Origin of the sequence: Bacillus sp. LB7 (assembly GCF_030449715.1) — a bacterium.
Lineage (GTDB): Bacteria > Bacillota > Bacilli > Bacillales > Bacillaceae > Bacillus > Bacillus paralicheniformis.
Genome location: NZ_JASGCA010000009.1, coordinates 50,470 through 70,506, shown reverse-complemented (window position 1 = coordinate 70,506; position 20,037 = coordinate 50,470). Strand labels below are relative to the sequence as shown.

19 protein-coding genes, 2 pseudogenes and 1 riboswitch are annotated in these 20,037 nt (G+C 45.1%); of the genes and pseudogenes, 11 read left to right on the top strand and 10 right to left on the bottom strand.

Features of this window, described 5'->3' with window-relative positions:
• Positions 1-63: 63 nt before the first annotated feature.
• Positions 64-165, bottom strand: a riboswitch (purine riboswitch).
• A 143-nt stretch (positions 166-308) separates the two neighbouring features.
• From QMZ64_RS13280 to QMZ64_RS23180, 4 genes and pseudogenes are all read left to right on the top strand, one after another.
• Positions 309-545 (top strand): annotated as a pseudogene (locus QMZ64_RS13280) (ATP-binding protein); the annotation flags it as partial.
• A gap of 322 nt (positions 546-867) precedes the next feature.
• A complete protein-coding gene (locus tag QMZ64_RS13275) occupies positions 868-1,221 on the top strand; it encodes a MerR family transcriptional regulator (RefSeq protein WP_265627663.1) in 354 nt (117 codons plus the stop codon).
• A gap of 23 nt (positions 1,222-1,244) precedes the next feature.
• On the top strand, positions 1,245-2,063 hold the full coding sequence (locus QMZ64_RS13270) for an SDR family oxidoreductase (RefSeq protein WP_265627664.1): 819 nt from the start codon (positions 1,245-1,247) through the stop codon (positions 2,061-2,063).
• A 417-nt stretch (positions 2,064-2,480) separates the two neighbouring features.
• Positions 2,481-2,612 carry a response regulator gene (locus tag QMZ64_RS23180; RefSeq protein WP_367618624.1) on the top strand — a complete coding sequence of 44 codons (132 nt, stop codon included), beginning with the start codon at positions 2,481-2,483 and terminating at the stop codon, positions 2,610-2,612.
• A gap of 67 nt (positions 2,613-2,679) precedes the next feature.
• On the opposite strand, the gene guaA is transcribed toward QMZ64_RS23180, so the two are convergent.
• From guaA to QMZ64_RS13245, 5 genes are all read right to left on the bottom strand, one after another.
• Positions 2,680-4,221, bottom strand: coding sequence for a glutamine-hydrolyzing GMP synthase (gene guaA, locus QMZ64_RS13265; RefSeq protein WP_243944155.1), 1,542 nt, complete (start codon positions 4,219-4,221; stop codon positions 2,680-2,682).
• Between the two features lie 188 nt (positions 4,222-4,409).
• Entirely contained in the window at positions 4,410-6,635 is a 2,226-nt protein-coding gene (locus QMZ64_RS13260; RefSeq protein WP_265627665.1) for a DUF4129 domain-containing transglutaminase family protein, read from the bottom strand.
• Between the two features lie 4 nt (positions 6,636-6,639).
• The gene (locus tag QMZ64_RS13255) at positions 6,640-7,851 is read right to left on the bottom strand and encodes a DUF58 domain-containing protein (RefSeq protein ID WP_265627666.1); all 1,212 of its coding nucleotides are present in this window, start codon (positions 7,849-7,851) and stop codon (positions 6,640-6,642) included.
• Entirely contained in the window at positions 7,851-8,813 is a 963-nt protein-coding gene (locus QMZ64_RS13250; protein WP_265627667.1) for an AAA family ATPase, read from the bottom strand. The genes QMZ64_RS13255 and QMZ64_RS13250 overlap by 1 nt, the downstream gene beginning before the upstream one ends.
• 157 nt (positions 8,814-8,970) lie before the next feature.
• The gene (locus QMZ64_RS13245) at positions 8,971-9,843 is read right to left on the bottom strand and encodes a cation diffusion facilitator family transporter (protein ID WP_265627668.1); all 873 of its coding nucleotides are present in this window, start codon (positions 9,841-9,843) and stop codon (positions 8,971-8,973) included.
• 451 nt (positions 9,844-10,294) lie between these two features.
• Here QMZ64_RS13245 and QMZ64_RS13240 point away from each other — a divergent pair.
• Together QMZ64_RS13240 and QMZ64_RS13235 are read left to right on the top strand one after the other, a co-directional pair.
• Positions 10,295-10,639 (top strand): annotated as a pseudogene (locus tag QMZ64_RS13240) (DUF4064 domain-containing protein); the annotation flags it as partial.
• Positions 10,640-10,714: 75 nt separating this feature from the next.
• Positions 10,715-11,215, top strand: coding sequence for a DUF4352 domain-containing protein (locus QMZ64_RS13235; protein WP_326134901.1), 501 nt, complete (start codon positions 10,715-10,717; stop codon positions 11,213-11,215).
• A 36-nt stretch (positions 11,216-11,251) separates the two neighbouring features.
• On the opposite strand, the gene QMZ64_RS13230 is transcribed toward QMZ64_RS13235, so the two are convergent.
• Entirely contained in the window at positions 11,252-12,259 is a 1,008-nt protein-coding gene (locus QMZ64_RS13230; RefSeq protein ID WP_265627669.1) for an acyltransferase family protein, read from the bottom strand.
• 274 nt (positions 12,260-12,533) lie between these two features.
• Here QMZ64_RS13230 and QMZ64_RS13225 point away from each other — a divergent pair, with 274 nt between their 5' ends.
• The gene (locus QMZ64_RS13225; RefSeq protein WP_265627670.1) at positions 12,534-14,075 is read left to right on the top strand and encodes a multicopper oxidase family protein; all 1,542 of its coding nucleotides are present in this window, start codon (positions 12,534-12,536) and stop codon (positions 14,073-14,075) included.
• A 108-nt stretch (positions 14,076-14,183) separates the two neighbouring features.
• Positions 14,184-15,056, top strand: coding sequence for an AraC family transcriptional regulator (locus QMZ64_RS13220; protein WP_265627671.1), 873 nt, complete (start codon positions 14,184-14,186; stop codon positions 15,054-15,056).
• A 43-nt stretch (positions 15,057-15,099) separates the two neighbouring features.
• Here the strand turns inward: QMZ64_RS13220 and QMZ64_RS13215 are convergent, their stop codons facing one another.
• On the bottom strand, positions 15,100-15,744 hold the full coding sequence (locus QMZ64_RS13215) for an SDR family oxidoreductase (protein ID WP_026578946.1): 645 nt from the start codon (positions 15,742-15,744) through the stop codon (positions 15,100-15,102).
• Between the two features lie 136 nt (positions 15,745-15,880).
• The gene (lepB, locus tag QMZ64_RS13210; RefSeq protein ID WP_243944167.1) at positions 15,881-16,429 is read right to left on the bottom strand and encodes a signal peptidase I; all 549 of its coding nucleotides are present in this window, start codon (positions 16,427-16,429) and stop codon (positions 15,881-15,883) included.
• 289 nt (positions 16,430-16,718) lie between these two features.
• On the opposite strand from lepB, the gene QMZ64_RS13205 reads away from it, so the two are divergent.
• The 3 genes from QMZ64_RS13205 (at position 16,719) to QMZ64_RS13195 (ending at position 18,469) form a co-directional block, all read left to right on the top strand.
• Positions 16,719-16,958, top strand: coding sequence for a hypothetical protein (locus QMZ64_RS13205; RefSeq protein ID WP_265627673.1), 240 nt, complete (start codon positions 16,719-16,721; stop codon positions 16,956-16,958).
• A gap of 122 nt (positions 16,959-17,080) precedes the next feature.
• Complete coding sequence (locus tag QMZ64_RS13200; RefSeq protein ID WP_265627674.1) at positions 17,081-17,383, top strand: small nuclear ribonucleoprotein; 303 nt, start codon at positions 17,081-17,083, stop codon at positions 17,381-17,383.
• Positions 17,384-17,476: 93 nt separating this feature from the next.
• Entirely contained in the window at positions 17,477-18,469 is a 993-nt protein-coding gene (locus QMZ64_RS13195; RefSeq protein WP_265627675.1) for a DUF4003 domain-containing protein, read from the top strand.
• A 44-nt stretch (positions 18,470-18,513) separates the two neighbouring features.
• Here QMZ64_RS13195 and QMZ64_RS13190 read toward each other — a convergent pair whose 3' ends face one another.
• Positions 18,514-19,533: a TolB-like translocation protein gene (locus QMZ64_RS13190; RefSeq protein WP_265627676.1), complete on the bottom strand. Its 1,020-nt coding sequence runs from the start codon at positions 19,531-19,533 to the stop codon at positions 18,514-18,516.
• Positions 19,534-19,589: 56 nt separating this feature from the next.
• Positions 19,590-19,970: an RlpA-like double-psi beta-barrel domain-containing protein gene (locus QMZ64_RS13185; RefSeq protein WP_020450411.1), complete on the bottom strand. Its 381-nt coding sequence runs from the start codon at positions 19,968-19,970 to the stop codon at positions 19,590-19,592.
• Between the last annotated feature and the right edge of the window lie 67 nt (positions 19,971-20,037).

The following is a 20,037-nucleotide window of genomic DNA, read 5'->3' as shown; positions in this document are numbered from 1 at the left end:
CCCCAATTGGCGGGACGCTTGACTACGGCATATTTCATACTGAAAAAATGTTTTTTTCACGGACAAAATATTGTATACAAGCGTAGTCAAGCTATTTACGGTAGCTTGGTAGAAACTTATGGGCCATATCCCCATGATTATACGACAAGTCTTTTTTGAATTACTATACTATTGTAGCAATATCTAACGCTGAACACAATAAAAAAAAACGAACATTAATGATTTTAATGTTCGCTTCGTTCGTTGTTTTTCCAGATTCTGACCGTGAATCGTTTTTGAATAAAACACGATTTATCATGATATCGTATTCCAGTGACAGTACAGAAATTAAGAAAACCCTTCAATTTTTGGTTTCGATTCCGAGATGAAGCCAATCAATGACGACTTAGAGAATTAGAAAATGGGCAATGCCTTGTGCAGGATTTATATGGACGGTTGGGATTATTCAAGTTCATCCTGTTTTTGAAGATTTATTTGCAGCCTTTGACACCAGACCACCTGTCGCAGAAAGGCAGAAAGATGGTATGGATGACGGTACTCATTAGTGCGGTCATTTTTTTATTGTTTCTTTCCCTGTTTACCGTTACACAGGCTGCTGGCTTGGTGGATGATACGGTTCTTCTCGTTTGGAGTCTCGACAACAAAATGCCAAAAAGGTGAGCGGCAAAACCCGCCCCGGGAATAAATAATACCTGGAGCGGGTTTTTCGGTGTGGTTCTGCGCACTTGGCTTCGCGGTACAGTTCTTCCATCGAGCTTGATCGTGATGAAAGCCTTGACCTAGAGCGCACTCTAGGTGATGAGCTATTATTAATTTCATGATGAAAGGAGGAATGTCCAATGTTCAAAAGAACGGACGAAATCTTCTATGGCCCTTCAAATTAGTCAGCTTGCGAGAGAGACCGGATTGTCTATTCACACTCTTCGTTACTATGAAAAGGAAGGGATTCTTCCACCCGCCAAACGTAATGAAAACGGTATTCGCATATTTGATTCGGAAGACATTGAATGGATCAAATTCGCATGCTGCCTTCGTGATTCAGGAATGAGTATTGCCGAAATGAAGCAGTTTGTGCAACTGGTCATAAAGGGAGGCGAAACGAAAACTGAACGTATCCAAATGCTTCAATTACAAATTAAACGTATCGAAGCCCAATTCGAACAATTAACTCGCTTCAAGGAAAACATTCAATACAAAATCGATTTATATTCCTCTCGGTAGGAGTTTAAAGGAGGCGCCAGCCCATGAAAACAATCATGATCACCGGTACATCAGCAGGAATCGGAAGAGCTACAGCCTTACATTTCGCAAATAAGGGATGGAACGTTATTGCTACTATGCGTTCTCCTGAAAAAGAAACGGAGTTGACCAAGGTTCAGAACGTGTGGGTTACCCACCTTGACGTTGAAAACAAGGAATCTATCCAAACTGTAATCGAGCAAGGGATATCAAAATTCGGGGAAATCGACGTCGTTGTAAACAATGCAGGTTACGGTGCATTTGGTATCTTTGAGGCTGCAACGGAAGAACAAATTCAAAGACAGTTTGATGTCAATGTTTTTGGCCTGATGCGGGTAACCAAAGCGATCCTGCCTCATTTCAGAAAGAATCGTAAGGGAGTTATTATCAACGTTACCTCTGAGGGAGGCAGAGTCACCTATCCGTTGTTTTCGCTTTATCATGCTTCCAAATATGCCGTAAACGGATTCACTGAGTCTCTACTTTATGAACTGTCTCCATTTAATATCCGGGTAAAGATTGTGGAGCCGGGTCCCACCAAAACCGAGTTCACGGGCAGATCTAGGGATGCTATTCAGGATACTCGGTTGACAGATTATAGTGAATTCAAGCAAAAAATCAATTTAATGTATCAAAGCCTGTTCGCCCCTGAACAAATCGCTTCTCCGGAACTTGTTGCTGAAGTTATCTACAAGGCGGCAATCGATCCTTCCCGCCAACTGAGATATCATATCGGCTCTGACTTGATGATTGAACGCGAAGAACTAAACGATAATGAATTTATCGGCAAAATGGCTCAAAGATTTGGTATTGATATCGAATAATTTTCAGCATTCCATGTGCATCTCCTATTGTGCAAAGACAGAGACGAACAGCCTTCTGGTAAATGGGCAGGCTGTTCGTCTTTGTCTTTGCTCTTCCCGTCCATCACCCCACACAGTCAAGTGGTTAAATAGTCATTGGAGGGTAAAGAAAAAATAAAAACGTCTCCGATGTGATAGAATTTGACGATACTCAAAACCCGGCCCTCGGCGAAAAAAGCTAACGAAACACTAACATTTCATTTGATATGATATAACTGATGAATTGTAAGGATGTGCGTATATAAAAATAATGCTTGTTGAAGATGAAGAAATGCTTTCAGCTATCGTTGCAAAGGGACTTCACAAGGCAAGTTATGCGGTTGATACAGTTTTAATGGTGAAGAAACTTTAGAATATTACTAAGTTAATGAGTACGATATTATTGTTTTAGACTTGAATATCCCCAAAATAGACGGGCTTGATGTATTGCCGACAATTCGCAAAAAGGATACAGATACAAAGATTTTAATTCTGTCTGCAAGAGCAAAAATTGACGAAAGAATGCCATAACTGTGCCATGAAAAATATAAAAGCCCTAAAAACCCAGTATTACCAAGGGTTTTTAGGGCTCCTGTTACTACTCCCACTCGATTGTTGCAGGCGGCTTGCTCGTAATGTCGTAAACCACACGGTTAATGTGCTTCACTTCATTGACGATCCGTGTCGAGATTGTCTCAAGGACATCCCAAGGAATTCTCGCCCAGTCGGATGTCATGCCGTCAATCGATGTCACGGCGCGAATGCCGATCGTATAGTCATAAGTTCTTGCGTCTCCCATGACGCCGACGCTGCGGATGTCAGGAAGAACAGTGAAGTATTGCCAAATGTCTTTTTCAAGATCAGCTTTGGCGATTTCTTCGCGGAGAATCGCATCTGATTCGCGGACGATTTCAAGCTTTTCCTCCGTCACTTCTCCAAGAACGCGTATGCCGAGGCCTGGACCAGGGAACGGCTGGCGCCAAACGATTTCGTCAGGGATGCCGAGCTCGGTACCGAGCGCACGCACTTCGTCTTTGAAAAGGGTATTCAGCGGTTCGATCAGTTCAAACTGCATGTCTTCCGGTAGTCCGCCGACATTGTGATGCGACTTGATCGTCTGAGCTGTCGCTGTTCCGCTCTCGATAATATCGGTGTAAAGCGTTCCTTGTGCAAGGTAGTCAATACCTTTCAGTTTTTCCGCTTCATCGTCAAACACGTAGATAAACTCATTACCGATGATTTTACGTTTTTGCTCAGGGTCTGAGACGCCTTTAAGCTTGTTCAGGAAGCGGTCTTTCGCATCAACTTTGATCACGTTCATGTTGAAGCCTTCGCTGAACGTCTTCATCACGCCTTCCGCTTCACCTTTTCGAAGGAGCCCGTGGTCTACGAAAATACAAGTGAGCTGGTCGCCGATCGCTTTATGAATCAAGACCGCAACGACAGAGGAGTCAACCCCGCCGCTTAGCGCGCACAGCACTTGCTTGTCGCCGACTGTTTCGCGGATTTTCTGCATTTCAATCTCAATAAAGTTTTCCATTGACCATTCGCCGGCGCATTCACAAACACCGAAAACGAAGTTTTTCAAAAGGTCGTTTCCGTATTCTGAATGACGGACTTCAGGATGGAATTGAACGCCGTACCATTTCTTATCCTTCTTGCTCATTGCTGAATTCGGGCAATGATGGCTTGTCGCATCAACGGTAAAGCCTTCTGGAACTTCAACGACTAGATCACCATGACTCATCCAGACGACCTGTTCGTTTGGAAGATCTTTAAACAGATCCGGTTCACCCTCGATATGAATGTTCGCTTTTCCGTATTCGCGCTGGCTCGCCGCTTCTACTTTTCCGCCAAGGTAATGCGTCATCAGCTGCATGCCGTAGCAAATACCAAGAACAGGAATATCCAGTTCGAAAATCTTTTCGTCGCAGCGGAAAGATTCTTCGTCATAAACGCTGTTCGGACCGCCGGACAAAATAATTCCTTTCGGATTCATTTCTTTAATTTCCTCTGCCGTCAACGTATGAGGATGCAATTCACTGTATACACCAAACTCACGAATGCGACGGGTAATCAGCTGATTGTACTGACTTCCAAAATCCAACACAAGAATCATTTCATTTACTAACTTCGTCATGGTGTCACCTCTTTATCAAATTGTCTTTTTGCACAGAAAAAATGGCGGCAGACACACGGCCGTCCTGCCCCCATTCACGGGACAAGGCCCGGCTTGTCCGATAGATAAGCCGCCGAGCCTGCCAGCAAGAATATATAAGGGTTTTTAATATTCACTTATTCTAACAATACGACTGAAAGCGGTCAAGACTATCTCTTTTTAATTAAATTTTCCCATAACTCCGCCGAATCATTCCAAAGCTTTGCGGCGTCTTCCTTTCGATACAGAGCCCGTTCATATTGACGGGTCAAAGCTGTCATTTCCCCGCTTTGAAAGCGTTCATCAACCGTCTTCGCAAACTCGCGCAGCGTCTGGCCTTCTTCTTTTTGCATACCTTGGCGCTTCAGCTGGCGGAGCAGCTCTTCGTAAGCTTTGAAGAAAACCCCGCCATCACGCCGTTTTTTCAGTCTGTTGATGATGATGTGCGGCATCCATTTTGCCCTTGTAAAGTAAAGCACCGCTGTCAATGCCAGCAACAGACCAAGTACGGCCGCACCAGTCAAAAGGGTGCGGTCTGCATCTCCGCTGCCGGCATGAGGACCGCCTTTGGCATCACGCTTTGTCTGAGATTCTGGCTTCTCTTTGTTGTCTTGTTCTTTTGCATCCTTCGGCCGCTGGCCTCCGTCGTTTTTCTTATCATCTTCTTTTTTATCAGAAGCCGCGCCGGCTTGCCGGCCGCTGGACTCTTCAACGAGCTGCTCCGGATTTAAAAAGCCTTTCGTCGGTTCAAACGTAACCCAGCCTTGTCCTTCAAAGTACACTTCAACCCAGGAGTGGGCATTGTTGTTTGTCACCTCGTAAATCGTCCGTTTCCGGTCTGCCGTCGTTCCTGCATATTCACCGGATGTATAGCCTTTCACCCAGCGCGCCGGTATTCCGGCCGACCGCAGCAGCACGATCATAGCTGTGGAGAAATTGTCGCAGTAGCCGATTTTCGTCTCAAATAAGAACTGATCGACATAATCCTGGTCTCCTTTAGGAACAGCCACATCTTCCGTTTCATAAGAAAACTCGGAAGAACCGAGATACTTCTCAATCGCTTTCGCTTTGTCATATATATTATCTTCGTCTTTCGTTAAATCGTGCGCCAATGTTTTCACGCGGTCGGGAAGGGAAGTGGGGAGCTGCAGATACTTCTCATGGCTTCTGCTCCATTTTCCCTCCGACTCCAAGCTGACCTTCCTCAGCTGATTAACATCAAAGACGGGTGATTTATAGGTGGCCGAATAGCTTTCCAGGTTCCGAATGTCCGCGCCTGCCTTGCCGGCCGGTTTTATTTTCTCCGTGTTTAAGTTCATGCGGAGCGGCACAAAGAAATTGTTGAGCTTGATTTCAGTCGTCCCGATCGGATACAGGACATGATCGTATCGGTAAGCCGGATCGATATCGACGATCGCTTTGCGCGTTTCGGTCTTCACGCCTTCGTCGTACCACCGGTAATCCAGCTTATCCTCGTCAAGCTGGATGGACGCGCCCGCTTTTTCGTCTTCAATCCAGCCTTTACCTGTATAGCGGCTTTTCGTTTCCACTCTGAAATAGCTTCGTTCATTTCCCTGCCATGTAAATACCCATGTATCGTCTTTTGAAAATGGCCCGCCCAATGCCTCATCATTCGTTCCATAGCCGACTTTGCTTTTGCCTGAGGAAGCAAAATCGCCGGTCGCAGCCGTCTGCAGAAACGGCACCGGATCAGGCCAGACGGGATCGGCTTTCGGCGAGACCGCGCCGATGCAAACGGCGGCGGCAGTCATCAATAAGAGCGGTGCAAACCATTTGGCAAACCGCGATCTTGAGGATTTTAACGCTTCTGATTCCCTGATCCGTTCCAAATACAGCAGGCCGAGAAGCAAAAAGCCGATCAGCACGATCCGGACGATCGCATATGATGCGTCAAACGGCGTAAATGTATCGATCACCGCGATATAAACAACGGTCATGATAAAAAAGAATAAAATTCTGCGCTGATAGATCACCCAGTAGTGCAGCAAGTATACAAGCAGCCAAAGAAGGACGTAAAAGAGCAGCGTCCGAAACAACGGCGACATATCCCGCCACATGCCGGAGAAAATATAGGAGAAATTTTGATTTAAATCCTGAAAAAGCAGGGCAATCCATGAAGGTGAAAACACCGATCCTTCGTAAAAAATCGTGTGAAGCGCAAACAGAACGAAGCCAAGGCTGACCGGAAATCTGATAAACCAAGGGACCTTAAAAAATGTAAGCAAAAATACTAAGGCAATAAACAAAATAAAAAAGACTGTGTGCCCCGTATCGGTAAAATACTGCAAAGGACGCAGCCATTCCCACAGCAGCAAAAAGGTTAGCACATAAAAAAGCAATAAACCGAAACTGTTTCTTTTTCCCCCGGACAACATTTTCTCACCTCGCTTCAGCAAAACCCCGGGAAAAATGTTCCCCGTAAATGACGTTCACTTCAATCCCCCGCGCTTTTAATTGCTGGACAGCGGCGCTTTCCTCACTTGAGAGGGCTCCGCCTTTTTTCTTCACCAAACAAATGACGGGCAGTCCGCCGGAGAGCGGTTTCTTCAAAACCTGCACCAATTCGTTGGTGATGCGGCTTGTCACAATATACTTAACGGCTTTTCTCATATCGGGATGGCCGAATTCACCCTCCAGCAGACCGTGAAACGGCAGAACTGCATCGCAATCCGCAAGCGCCAAGTAGTAAAACAGCTTTCTCAGGTGCTCCTCCCCTTGCCGAACCGGGAAGACATTCCGCTCCTTTCCTGTGGAAACAAGCCCTGCATTCGTCCCGCTCCGCATGGCCGAACGAATGATTGAAGCGGTAAACGCGACGATCTCTTCAAAAGCATCAGAGGGAGACTGATCCATAAAGACGAGCAGGTCATCCCCTTTCGTCTGCTCAAATTCCTTCGTCATCAGCTGGCTGCGCCGTGCTGACGTCTTCCAGTCGACCCATGCAAACCGGTCGCCCGGCTGGTATTCCCTGATACCTGATGCCAGTGTGCTGTCCTTTCGGCGAAGCTCTGAAACGCGGCCTGCATGTTCATCATAAGCGCCTCCGCTGGCGCGGTAAGTGATCTCCTGATAGGAAGGCAGAACGAGAAAGGAGTCTTCCAATTGAATCTCGCATTCTCTTTCCAGCAGTCCTAGCGGATCACCTGTACGGACCCTGATTTTTGCTAAACGGTGGTCTCCTCTCGGAACCGAATTGATCGTGTACGTCATCTTAATTTCTTTTTTAAACCAAGGAAAGAGAAACTGTTTGGCTTCTGCCGAACCCCCATTTCTCCCCAGCGAATCAGGCAGACAGTCTTCCACGATCATAAACATAATCGGAAAGGGCCATTTTCTCTTTAGCACGACGAAAGCTTCCAATTGATCACCGGCTTTATACTGCCCGCGGCTCAGCCTCCGCTCCGCTGTCATATTCTTCAGCGGATAAAAGGCAAACAGGAAAGCATAAAGCACAAAGGGAAGAAATGAGTAGAACAAAAACCAGCTGACAAATCCCCCTTGAAACATCGCATAGCAAAACGTTGAAGCAAACAGAAGAAACACGATAAACAGCTTCCATCCGTACTTCACAAGACCGATGCGCTCTCTCATCAGTTGCTCATCGGCCTTCTGACCGGAACTTCCGTTTTTGACATAATGTCCTGAAGAACAGCTTCAGGCCGCTTTCCTTCAAATTTCGCCTCTGACCGCAGAATCATTCTGTGTGCAAGGGTAAAAGGCGCCAAATACTGAATATCATCAGGAATGACATAATCACGGTTATATAAAAATGCAAACGCCTGAGCAGCCTTCATCAAGGCGATTGAGCCGCGCGGACTCACGCCGAGATAAACGGCGGAATGACTCCTCGTTTTTTGGGCGATCTCAACAATATATTCTTTAATCGCAGCGTCTACATACACCTTATCAGCCTCTTTTTGAAATGCGGCAAGCTCTTCTTTCTCTATGACAGGCTCAACTTCCTCAATCGGGCTGCGGTTTTCCTGAAGATCGAGCACTTGAAGCTCTTCGCGCACTGTCGGATACCCCATTCTCAGCTTGAATAAAAAGCGGTCAAGCTGAGCTTCCGGCAGCGGATATGTCCCTTCATACTCGACGGGGTTTTGCGTAGCCATCACAAAAAAAGGTTTTGAAAGCGGCATTGTCACGCCGTCTACTGTCACACTTCCTTCTTCCATCGCTTCCAGAAGCGCCGACTGCGTTTTCGGCGATGTTCTGTTGATTTCATCTGCGAGAATGATATCTCCCATAATCGGGCCTGAACGGTATTCAAATTCCTGTGTTTTCGGATTATATATGGAAACGCCTGTTACATCTGAAGGCAGTAAATCTGGGGTAAACTGGATTCTCTTAAATTCAGCGCCGGTTGACTTTGCCAGGGCGCGAACCATCATCGTCTTCCCGACGCCTGGAACGTCTTCCAGCAGGACGTGTCCGTTTGCAAGAATGGCAGTCAGGCTTAAAACGGCAATATCTTTCTTTCCTACCATTACTTTGTCAATATTATCAGCTACTTTTCCCAAAACGGGATGCAGCGTTTCTTCGTATGCCATCCTCTTCCTCCTCATTGCTGACGAATCGAATTTATTTAACTTTACCATAAACGATGTACTCTCAGAAAACAACTAACTGGGGGAAAATAGAGTTTTGTCTTTTTTTATTTCGAATTTCAGAGTGGAAAAACAAATAGAAGCGGTCAGTGACCGCTTCTTATTTCTCTCCAGAGGGCTCGATGTGAACATGGGAATGAACGATCGAGTGTTCCTCCTGCATTCTTCTCTCAATTTCATCGGCGATATCATGGCTTTCTGCAATGTTGAGGTCGGATCTCACTTCCACGATGATTTCCACGTGGATGGCGCTGCCCAAATAACGCGCTTTAACATCTTTGATGTTGCCGACGCCGGGAACTTTCCGGATCGTTTCTTTATATGTTGAAATATGTTTAATATCGAATCCGTCCGTCAAAGAATGGGCCGCCTCTTTAAAAATCCCCCAAGCCGTTTTGCAGATGATCAATCCGATGATAAACGCGGCTGCCGTATCGACCCAGGCAAGGTTAAATTGCGAAGCAAAGATACCTGCGAACGTTCCGATGCTGACATAGGCATCTGATTTATTATCGGCGGCGGCTGCATAAAGGGCATGGCTGTTTACTTTTTTCGCCAGCTTTTTATTGTAGAGGAAAACCAAAAACATTACGATGGCACTGGCTGCCGCCGTCCAGGCCGCAATCATGTCCGGTGTCGTTTCTTGCGGATTAAACAGCATTTCGCCCGAGCTGTACAGCACTTCAAGACCGACCACCATCATGATAAATGAAGCGATCATCGAGGCGATCGTCTCAGCGCGGAAATGTCCGTACGGATGGTCTTCATCAGGCGGCTTCTGAGAAATCCTGAGGCCGATCAGCACCGCTACTGAGGCGATAATATCTGTTGTATTGTTCAGTCCGTCGGCTCTGAGGGCTTCGGAGTGAAATAGAAGCCCGACGGCCAATTTAACAGCCGACAGCACAATGTAAGCGATGATGCTGACCCATGCCCCGGTTTCACCTTTTTTTAATTCATCATACCGTTCCATAAAAAGCTTCCTTTCCCATCCGTGTTTTCGCTTTTAATCATACAAAGCAAAACTTGAGTGAGTCTATAGAAACATGATTCACTTCTTGCAGAAATATAGTCAGAGTAGAACTTTTTTTATATAAGGAAACAAATTTCAGTTGGGTCAAAACCGGTAAAACCCGCTCTGTATAAGGATTTTGCGAAAACCTCAATTTATTCACGCTGCATAGGATGAAAAGGGCGGTATCTTCTTTCTGAATATTTTTTCTTTAGTGCCCCTGCATGATTCTTCTAAAAAACATTAAACAAATCCAAAATTTAAACGATATTAAAAAAAGTCAAAAATAGTCCTTAGAACTCTGACAATATAAAATAATAGTAAAATAGTCATGAAAAATATATGGACTTTTTTCCTTTTTTGGATTATTATGTTTTAGACATTATGACATAGATTATAAGGGGGACATTACATGTCAGAACAAACAAATTTTCAAGCCCCTGTCAAACGTACAGCAGAATTTGTACTGGGGTTGCTAGGCGGTATTTTCGGGATTTTTGCAGGATTTTCAGGTTTATTATTCGGAGGGTTAGGCGCCGCTTTAGAAGCGGATGGCGCTGGAGAAGTTATCGGATCATCCTGGGCGGTTATTTTGCTGTCTGCACTGGCCATCGTCGGTGCATGTATCGTAAAAAAACATACTAAATTAGCAGGTACTTTTTATATCGCGGCTGCAATTGGAGGAACTGTCGGTGTCAGCCTGGCATATATCGTTCCGCTTATTCTCCTTTTAATCGGCGGATGTAAAGCATTGTTCAGCGGCGAGAATAAAGGCCTTGTCTTTAAAAAATGGTGGTTCTATGTCACGATTATTGGATCCATCGTGTTCGTCATGATGTTCGCTTCAAGCGGCTCTACTTCTCAAGAAAGCAAATCGTCCGGTAGCAGTGCAAAGACGACAGCCGCAAAAACTAACGAAGAAAAAAGCAATGACGATACCAAAGAAGAAAAAACTGAATTTGGTTTAAATGAAACAGCTGATCTGGATGGCACCCAAATTACAGTTACCAACGTTAAAAAATCGATGGGCAATAAATTTATCAAGCCAAAAAAAGGTAATGAATATGTGATTGTAACAGTTAACATAGAAAATAAAAGCGATAAAGATATTTCTTATAACCCGCTTGATTTTCAAATTCAAAACGAAGATGGACAAATTACGCATAATACTTATGCACTTTCAGAAGATGACCAATTATCATCTGGAAATCTGACAAAAGACGGTAAGGTTTCTGGAACTATCGCTTTTCAGACAAAAAAGAGCAAAACATATAAAGTTATCTTCACTTCTAATTTTTGGAATTATGAAAAAATCACTTTTAATCTTCAATAATTCAAAAAAACTTGCAAAGTCTCCTTTGCAAGTTTTTTAATTGCATTTCTTCCGCCCAAGCACGATCGGATACCGGTTCAATAAAAAGATGCAAGGCACCATAACAAGCAATGTCATGCCGGTGTAAAGCGCGCTCCACAACAGGGAACCGTATGTCTCATCAAGAGAAACCTGCGTGAAGTAGTAGACGACGGCTTTCAGCACCCTGATGACCGGGTAGTGCAGTACGAGAATGATCAGCGAGTTTTTGCCGAGGAATTGGAGCAGCTTCGTCTTTTCGAGTTTAAAACTGCTGAAAATGACGCCTGCCGTTCCCAGAAATGAGGTCAAATAAAAGATTGCCATGTTTCCGTACTCATTGGCTCTCATATCCACTCTGACGTTCATGGTCTGTAAACAGCCGACCGCGATGAATAAGAGAAGCGCTGGGAGCAGCATTCTTCGGTCTTTCATCTCCCTCAGGCTATTTCTCGACAGAAAACCGGCCGAATAAAAGACGATGGCGGTCAGGGCCACTTCAATATTCCACGGCAGCTTGATGCCCACATATTGATCATTCAAATAGCCCAAAGCGGCCGACACCATTACGGCAATGACGATAAACAGCCTGCCTTTCCCCCATCTCTTCACGATAAAAAACAGCATTTCAACGATGAATAAGCATGTTAAAAACCAGAGCGCCGGGTTGTGTGTCAGCATGTAGTCATCAGGTATCGAATAAAAAATGCCTTTAAACGGTACAACCGGATCGACATCCGAACTCCCGGTGAACGTAAAATGTCTCTCGACGAGAACCCAGAATAAATAGGCAAGAACGGAGAAAATGAAGTACGGCAAAAGAAGCGTCTTTATTTTTTTAAAGAGAAATGATGTAAAAGTCATCTTCCCATCATGGTAAACGAGGCCGGACAGAAAGAAAAACAGCGGCATATGAAATGCGAATATGAACGTTTTCAGCCAATCCGGTGTCGGTGTATGGCCCAACACGACCAATATAATTCCCACGCCCTTCGAAACATCAATCCACTCTATTCTTTTCTGCAATACGGGTATCTCCTTTCAGACCGCTTCGCCCCATAAGAAAGGGTTTACACATAATGTATCATCATCCCCGCCTTTCTTCCTCCGCGAAACATGCCTTAAGGCGATTTTTAATCGTTAGGAAATATTCTGTTCATCTTCTTGTCATGATCGATTCTTTTTTTTAACATTCTCAGCACAAATTACATTTCTTATTCTCATCATGAGGAACCAGACCATGCAACCCGTCTTATAATGTAATGATCTTTTCATTAGAACAAAAGAGGACAGGTGAGACATGAAACTTGAAAAATTCGTTGACAAACTCCCCATTCCGAAAGTGCTTAAACCCCACAGCAAAAGCAAGGAAATGACCTATTATGAAGTCACGATGAAAGAATTTCAGCAGCAGCTCCACCGCGATCTGCCGCCGACCCGGCTGTTTGGATATAACGGGGGCTATCCCGGCCCCACCTTTGAAGTGCAGAAACACGAAAAAGTCGCGGTCAAATGGTTGAATAAGCTTCCGGATCATCATTTTCTCCCCGTCGACCATACAATTCATGACGACGGCCATCATGAACATGAAGTCAAAACGGTCGTTCATCTGCATGGAGGCCGGACACCGCCTGATAGCGACGGTTACCCGGAAGCCTGGTACACTAAAGACTTTCAAGTCAAAGGCCCTTTTTTTGAAAGGGAGGTGTATGAATATCCGAATGAGCAGGATGCTACGGCTCTTTGGTATCATGACCATGCAATGGCGATTACAAGGCTGAATGTATATGCGGGGCTTGTCGGTTTATATTTTATCCGCGACAGGGAAGAGCGGTCGTTGAACTTGCCGAAGGGAGAATATGAAATTCCTCTCTTGATTCAGGATAAGTCCTTTCATGAAGATGGTTCATTGTTTTATCCGCGGCAGCCTGACAACCCTTCGCCGGATCTTCCGGACCCGTCGATTGTTCCGGCTTTTTGCGGTGATACCATTTTAGTCAACGGCAAGGTATGGCCTTTTGCTGAACTGGAACCCCGAAAATACCGGTTTCGGATACTGAACGCCTCCAATACGAGAATCTTTGAGCTGTATTTCGATCATGACATCACATTTCACCAAATCGGCACGGACGGAGGTCTTCTGCAGCATCCGGTTAAAGTCAATGAACTTGTGATCGCACCGGCTGAAAGGTGCGATATCATCGTTGATTTTTCACGAGCTGAAGGAAAAACCGTGACATTGAAAAACCGGATCGGCTGCGGCGGACAAGACGCAGATCCCGATACAGATGCCGACATTATGCAATTCCGCATCTCAAAACCATTGAAACAAAAAGATACAAGTTCATTGCCGAGAATATTGAGAAAACGCCCATTTTACCGGAGACACAAGATCAATGCCCTTAGAAATCTGTCATTGGGCGCGTCCCTTGACCAATATGGAAGGCCTGTTCTGCTTTTAAACAACACAAAATGGCATGAACCGGTAACTGAAACTCCCGCCCTCGGCAGCACTGAGATCTGGTCGATTATCAATGCCGGAAGGGCGATCCATCCGATCCATTTACATCTTGTCCAATTTTTGATTCTCGACCACCGGCCGTTTGATATCGAGCGGTATCAGGAAAACAGAGAACTTGTCTTTACAGGTCCGGCGGTTCCACCGGCACAGAATGAAAAAGGGCTGAAAGACACCGTCAAAGTACCTCCGGGCTCGGTGACGCGCATTATCGCAACCTTCGCGCCGTACAGCGGCAGATATGTTTGGCACTGCCACATCCTGGAGCACGAAGATTACGATATGATGCGCCCCCTTGAAGTGACGGATGTTCGTCATCAATAAGAAAAAGCCTCCGCATTTGGAGGCTTTTAAAAAAGCACAAATCATCAAAAAAACCATCGCTTAATCCTGTACAATAGGATCATCAAATCGTAAAGGCTGTGGATGAATATGGATGATTACGAAAGAATTCAAAACGCGGTTCATTTTATCGAAGAACACCTTCAAAACGATTTAAACATTACGGATATTGCGGCTAAATCGTGTTTCTCCCCGTTTCATTTTCAAAGGCTTTTTCAGGCGATCTCCGGTTTTTCCGTTTATCAGTACATTCGCAACCGGCGTCTGTCTGAAGCTGCGCTTCTGCTTGAGAAAACGAACCGTTCCATTCTCGAGATCGCAATCGATTTCGGCTATGGCTCACAGGAAGCTTTCGGCAGGGCATTCTCACAGTACTTCGGCATCACTCCGGCCAAGTACCGCAAGGCAAAGGTCAAACTTGATTTTCAAACTAAAATTAATTTTCTCGAATATAAAGAAAGGATGACTGGAGATATGAACATCCCAAAGCCGCACATCACTCATTTAAACGATATACATATGATCGGATATGAGTACCGGACAAATTTAAACGATGAAAAGTATTTCGAAGATATCCCGAAATTCTACAACGATTTCGGCAGAAATGGATACTTTATGCAAATCCCTCAAAAAACGGATCCGAATATGTGTTACGGGCTGTCATGCCGCTTCCAGGATGACGGAGGTTTCTCATTTATCATCGGGGAAGCCGTTCGCGAAACAGCAGCCGGAGAAGTGCCGGAGCCGCTTATGTATACGAAAATTCCCGGCGGCAAATACGCCGTATTTCATGTGAACGGATCGACCGAATCCGTGCAGAACACAAGAAGATACATCTATGGATCATGGCTGATGAATACCAATTACGAGAGAACAGAAGGACCGGACTTTGAAGTGACCGATGTGTGCCGATCGGTGCCGCCGAACGAGATGAAGATGACCATCTATATTCCGCTTCTGTAAAAACGCCGGGGAACCTTCTGACCACAGGTTCCCCGAATTACTTTTATATCGATTTAAGCGCCTCGGCGGGCGTTTGATCACCCGAAACCAAATCGAATGAGCGCCGGAATGTATGCTCTTCGGTGAGCGCCGCCAAGATGGTATCAGCCACATCTTCTCGCGGAATCGTTCTGCGCTCAAGGTTTTCCGCCGCTTTCACCCGGCCTGTACCCGGTTCGTTTAACAGGCCTCCCGGACGGATAATCGTGTAGTTTAATCCGCTGCCTTCAAGAATCCGATCCGCATAATGTTTGGCGACATAATACGGCTTTAACGCTTCACTCCAATTTTCACGGCGGTGTGCCTGCAATGTGCTGACCATAATAAATCGGCGGATGCCCGCTTTTTCGGCGGCTTCGATCGTTTTAACCGCCCCATCCAAATCCACCAAAAGCGTTTTATCAGCGCCCGTTTTGCCGCCTGAGCCGGCGGTAAAGACAATCGCGTCGCAGCCTTTCGCCGCTTCTGCGATGCTTTCCACGGTGCCTTCTAAATTAGCGAGCGCGGTTTCTGTTCCCGATTGTTTCAAAGCCTGCGCCTGCTCTTCGTTTCTCACCATTGCTCTGACTTGATGTTCGTCGCTCTCATTCAAACTTTTCGTCAAGCGGCGCCCGATTTGTCCGTTCGCCCCCACTACAAACACTTTCATCTGCTCATCCTCCTTGTTGTCCAACTTCTTTTTTCATTATTTCACTGTACAGACAATGTTTCAAACCGCCTGCTCTCCAAAATGTGCGAATGCTAAAAAAACTCCCCATTCGTATCATGGGAAGCCTTTTTCGTTTCTATTCTATTCCGCCGATCTCATTGAAAGGAAAATAACGGAACTCAACTTTGCCGACAACGGAGTCCATTGTAATAAATCCGAAAAAGCGGCTGTCCTTACTGTTTTGACGGTTATCACCCATCACGAACAAGTGATCTTCCGGCACCTTTTGTTTGCCGGTCAATTTCTCCAGTGTGAAATTATCTGTTAAATGTTCATGAAGCGTCAACTTTTGTTTGTTTTTCTTTAAATAAGGCTCATCGTATGCTTTTCCGTTGATATAAAGGACATCGTCCTTCATTTCGATCGTATCCCCCGGAAGGCCGATCACCCTTTTCACATAGTTTTCATCCGAATCAGGCGCGTGAAAAATAATTTTATCAAAGCGCTGAATATCGCTGATTTTACTAACCATGACCATGTTGCCGTCCTCTAAAGTCGGATACATTGAATCTCCCAAAACAGTTGACGGCGTAAACAGAAAATAGCGGCAAACCATCACAAGCGCGGCGGCTATGACAAGTGTTTTCACCCACGATAAGATTTCTTTTTTTCTACTATTTTTCATAAGTACTCTCCTTCACTTCCGGATTGCTTCATCGGCATTCCGCCCCTTCTATCCTATCAGACTGTCCGCCTGAATGCTTTCTCGCAAGCACCGACAGGCGCAGTCGTAAAAAAATGGTTGATACATATAATATTAGCGGTTGAAGCAAAAAATCCTTTATTCAATGTTGAATTTTGTCAGTTGATCAGCTTATTTACGGCACAACAAACCATTATATATGCACAGGCAAATCGCCTCTCTTTATAATACATTATCATATCATGAGTCAAAGGCAGGTGATTGCCTCAAAATGAACAGCTACGAAGAGTACTATGACAATTACGATCCATACAGCCCTGAGCGGGAAAAAGAAAGACAGTCAAGGAACGCACTGCGTTCGGCGGATACCGATAAAGCGGATAAAACGAATAAAACGGATACAACGGATACAACCCGCAGCTCTGACGATGACCGGTTCAAATGCAGAAAAAGAAAGTGTTTTTCTGATGATGATGACGACCGTTTCAAGTGCCGCAGAAAGAAGTGCTGACCATTGATCTTTAAAGCCGATTTATATCGGCTTTTTTACATATATCACGGCTTCACCGTTCCAAGCCGGAACATTCATCCATTTGATGAATACCATGAATCTAAAAGGAGATGGAAAGGAATATGAGTGTTCCGAAAGATGCCGTTTGCTCAATGCCTCATGATCATCAAAGGTCTTTGCATGATTTATGCCGCAAATACATGCACTATCACGTCGTGCTGAAAATGAAGGACGGCCGTTCCGTTCACGGCATCCTTGAAGGGGTGAACCGTCAGGAAGCATCTCTCCTCATTCCCGAAGACGTGACAGATAAAAGGCAGTTTTACGGCGGATACGGATATCCGCGCCGGCGATTCCGACGATTCAGGAGAAGGATCTTCCCGTTTGTTTTTATTGCTGCGCTGTATCCTTTTCCATATTATTAAGCAAAAGCCCGGTATGATGCCAAATCTATGAAACTTATTTCCCTTTGCTTCGTATATACAAAAACGACGCAAACCGAGGAAGGAGACAGATAAATGGCATCTGCTAAACTGCAGCAGCGATTGGATCAATATAAAGCAATTTACTCTGAGTTAAAAAGCGATTTGAAATGGAAAGTCACAGATCAGCGGACATTGATGATGATTGCTTCCATGTATGTCGTCAACAAGCGGCCTTTTGATAAAGAACGGTTTTTAACGCTTAGTGAGGCCGTCAAACAGGCCGCCGGGACATTTTCGCCGTTAAAGTCGGCCCATCGCTATACATTCGCCGCTATGTTTGACGTGCGCTTCGAAGAACCTGAAACGCATATCAGACCTTTTTTCATACTTTATGAAAAACTGACCGACAACGGATTCAAAAAAAGTATTTTCACCTACTTGTCCGCACTTATCCTTTTGACAAAATATCCTGATGAGCATGATCATGAAGACAAAATCAATCGGGCTTTGTCTATTTACAAAGGAATGAAGGACAAGCACGTCTTTTTAACATCTGCCGGCGACTACCCGCTCGCCGTGCTTTTGGCCGGTTCAGACATGGAGACGGGTGAACTGATTGACTATATCGAAGCGTTTTACCAAAAGCTGAACCAAGCGGGTTTTCGCAAAGGGAACGATTTGCAGTTTCTCAGCCACATCCTCTCGCTTTTGCCGGAGCGGGATTCCGATCAGCTTGTCGCCCGCTCCCTTCGGATATACAATGAATTGACAAAAAAGCATAGAAGACCGAAGTCTGTCCATTACCCGGAAATCGGACTGCTTGCGTTGCTTGAGAACGGTGAAAAAGACATAGATGCCATCACAATCATGGCAGGCGCATTGAACAGCGATAAACTGTTCAGGTGGCAGAAAGACATGAATCTGAAAACAGCCGCCAACTTGTACATGAGCGAAAAAACAGAAGATTCGGCGCTTCTGGAAACAGGACTTTATCAAACGCTTGAAGCCGTTATTCAAGCACAGCAGACGGCAGCAATCGCGATTATGACGAGCTCGGCCGCAGCGTCTCAGGCAAACGGCTCATGATAAAAAATCAGCCGGCACAGTCTGTTTGTGCCGGCTGATGATCGTTATTCGTCAATGACGGTAAAGGTGTTGATAATCCCGTTTGTTTTTTCCCAGGCTTTGCTCACTTTATTCGTATCCATATCATATGAATAAATCGTTCTCACCCTTGCTTCGCTCCCCGTTTCATCTTCAAGCAGCTTCGCATCTTTTGCTTCAGCGAGAAAGTAAAGTTTTTTCCCATCTTTCGAGAATTGCGGCTGGGCTGAGTCGACTAATGAAAATGCCTGCTGATCTGAAATGATCGCTTTATATTTTTTCGTTTCGGCATCCATCGCATAAATCGCCTTCTGATCATCAGCCGATTCTGTAAAGACGATCGTTTTGCCATCCGGCGAAATTGCCGTGTCATTGATAAATTTTGCGATCGTTTTCACCTGTTGCTGACCTTTCTCATCCGCCAGAGAAATGTTCATATTCGTCGGTTCGGGCGGCACTCCTTTGCTGTTCGCCTCATCTGTTTTTTGATAGTCTTCTTTCAATGAATAATGCAGGATAACGAATTGATTGTTAGCTTTGTTGTACTGATAGTAGCTGACGCTCTCGTCCTTGTTTTTTAACGATGGATAAATGACGTGAAACGCCTTTTGTTTTAAATCAAAGGAAGCGAGGTGAAAATTTCTCTCCTCCGCAAGGTTGTATCTCATGAACAGCTTTGAACCGTCCGCCGATAAACTGAGCCCGTCGACATATTCATCCCCTGAATATAGGGTTGTTTTTTCGCCCGACTGCAAATCGAGCCTGATCAAATGCTTCACATTGCTGTTATCGGTGTTCGTATAATAAAGAATGCGTTTTTTCCGGTCTAATGCCACAGCCGGGTAATCCGTCATCTTTTCTTCATACAGCTTATTTTGATTTTCGTAGTAAGCGGTCATCAGCTTCTGATCGGTTATCGATACGAGCAGGTCTGAACCGCCGCCCTTTGCCGGCTCCGCTTTTTCCGGGACGAAATAGCTGAAGGCCGCAAAGGCGCCTGCGGCTAAAATGACGGCCGCCAACAAAAACACAAAGACTTTTTTCATATTCGCCCCCGCCAATTGAAAGAAGCAAGAAAACGATTTTTCTTGCTTCTTTTCTCCTATTTTTTATATGTATAATGTCCTGCTACCTTTCCTTTGCTTGTCGGAAATCCCAAAGCTCTAAAAGCTTTCGGGCTTACATCCAACACAGCGCCCGGCATTCTGCCGACATCATATTTATAGACTGTAATGACTTTCTTTGGTTTTGCTTTAGAATAGGCTCTTATTTTTGTGCCTTTTCTCGGAACATCGAAGCCCATCTTTGTGGCGCAGTCCCAATGGCCGAGCCTTTTGCCGTCAGCGCCGACTTTGCCCACGCCGTTGTACCAAGTGATGTAGCCGCTGACTTTTTTCGTTTTAGCACTCGCTTCACCGGCAAAATTGAATGCCAATAGCAAGCTGCCTGCCAAAACAAAAACAGAAAAAAGTATCTTCTTCATATAAAAATATCCTCCGTGAATGGGATTTTTTTCCGACATTCAAATTATACCTTTTTTCATAGAAATG

What these genes read in the sequence shown, in the direction of transcription:
- QMZ64_RS13200 (WP_265627674.1), top strand. Translation starts at nt 17,081, where the DNA reads ATGAGTGTTCCGAAAGATGCCGTTTGCTCAATGCCTCATGATCATCAA.
- QMZ64_RS13270 (WP_265627664.1), top strand. Translation starts at nt 1,245, where the DNA reads ATGAAAACAATCATGATCACCGGTACATCAGCAGGAATCGGAAGAGCT.
- lepB (WP_243944167.1), bottom strand. Translation starts at nt 16,429, where the DNA reads ATGAAAAATAGTAGAAAAAAAGAAATCTTATCGTGGGTGAAAACACTT.
- QMZ64_RS13215 (WP_026578946.1), bottom strand. Translation starts at nt 15,744, where the DNA reads ATGAAAGTGTTTGTAGTGGGGGCGAACGGACAAATCGGGCGCCGCTTG.
- QMZ64_RS13195 (WP_265627675.1), top strand. Translation starts at nt 17,477, where the DNA reads ATGGCATCTGCTAAACTGCAGCAGCGATTGGATCAATATAAAGCAATT.
- QMZ64_RS13185 (WP_020450411.1), bottom strand. Translation starts at nt 19,970, where the DNA reads ATGAAGAAGATACTTTTTTCTGTTTTTGTTTTGGCAGGCAGCTTGCTA.
- QMZ64_RS13190 (WP_265627676.1), bottom strand. Translation starts at nt 19,533, where the DNA reads ATGAAAAAAGTCTTTGTGTTTTTGTTGGCGGCCGTCATTTTAGCCGCA.
- guaA (WP_243944155.1), bottom strand. Translation starts at nt 4,221, where the DNA reads ATGACGAAGTTAGTAAATGAAATGATTCTTGTGTTGGATTTTGGAAGT.
- QMZ64_RS13275 (WP_265627663.1), top strand. Translation starts at nt 868, where the DNA reads ATGGCCCTTCAAATTAGTCAGCTTGCGAGAGAGACCGGATTGTCTATT.
- QMZ64_RS13245 (WP_265627668.1), bottom strand. Translation starts at nt 9,843, where the DNA reads ATGGAACGGTATGATGAATTAAAAAAAGGTGAAACCGGGGCATGGGTC.
- QMZ64_RS13205 (WP_265627673.1), top strand. Translation starts at nt 16,719, where the DNA reads ATGAACAGCTACGAAGAGTACTATGACAATTACGATCCATACAGCCCT.
- QMZ64_RS13235 (WP_326134901.1), top strand. Translation starts at nt 10,715, where the DNA reads ATGATGTTCGCTTCAAGCGGCTCTACTTCTCAAGAAAGCAAATCGTCC.
- QMZ64_RS13220 (WP_265627671.1), top strand. Translation starts at nt 14,184, where the DNA reads ATGGATGATTACGAAAGAATTCAAAACGCGGTTCATTTTATCGAAGAA.
- QMZ64_RS13260 (WP_265627665.1), bottom strand. Translation starts at nt 6,635, where the DNA reads ATGTTGTCCGGGGGAAAAAGAAACAGTTTCGGTTTATTGCTTTTTTAT.
- QMZ64_RS13225 (WP_265627670.1), top strand. Translation starts at nt 12,534, where the DNA reads ATGAAACTTGAAAAATTCGTTGACAAACTCCCCATTCCGAAAGTGCTT.
- QMZ64_RS13255 (WP_265627666.1), bottom strand. Translation starts at nt 7,851, where the DNA reads ATGAGAGAGCGCATCGGTCTTGTGAAGTACGGATGGAAGCTGTTTATC.
- QMZ64_RS13250 (WP_265627667.1), bottom strand. Translation starts at nt 8,813, where the DNA reads ATGGCATACGAAGAAACGCTGCATCCCGTTTTGGGAAAAGTAGCTGAT.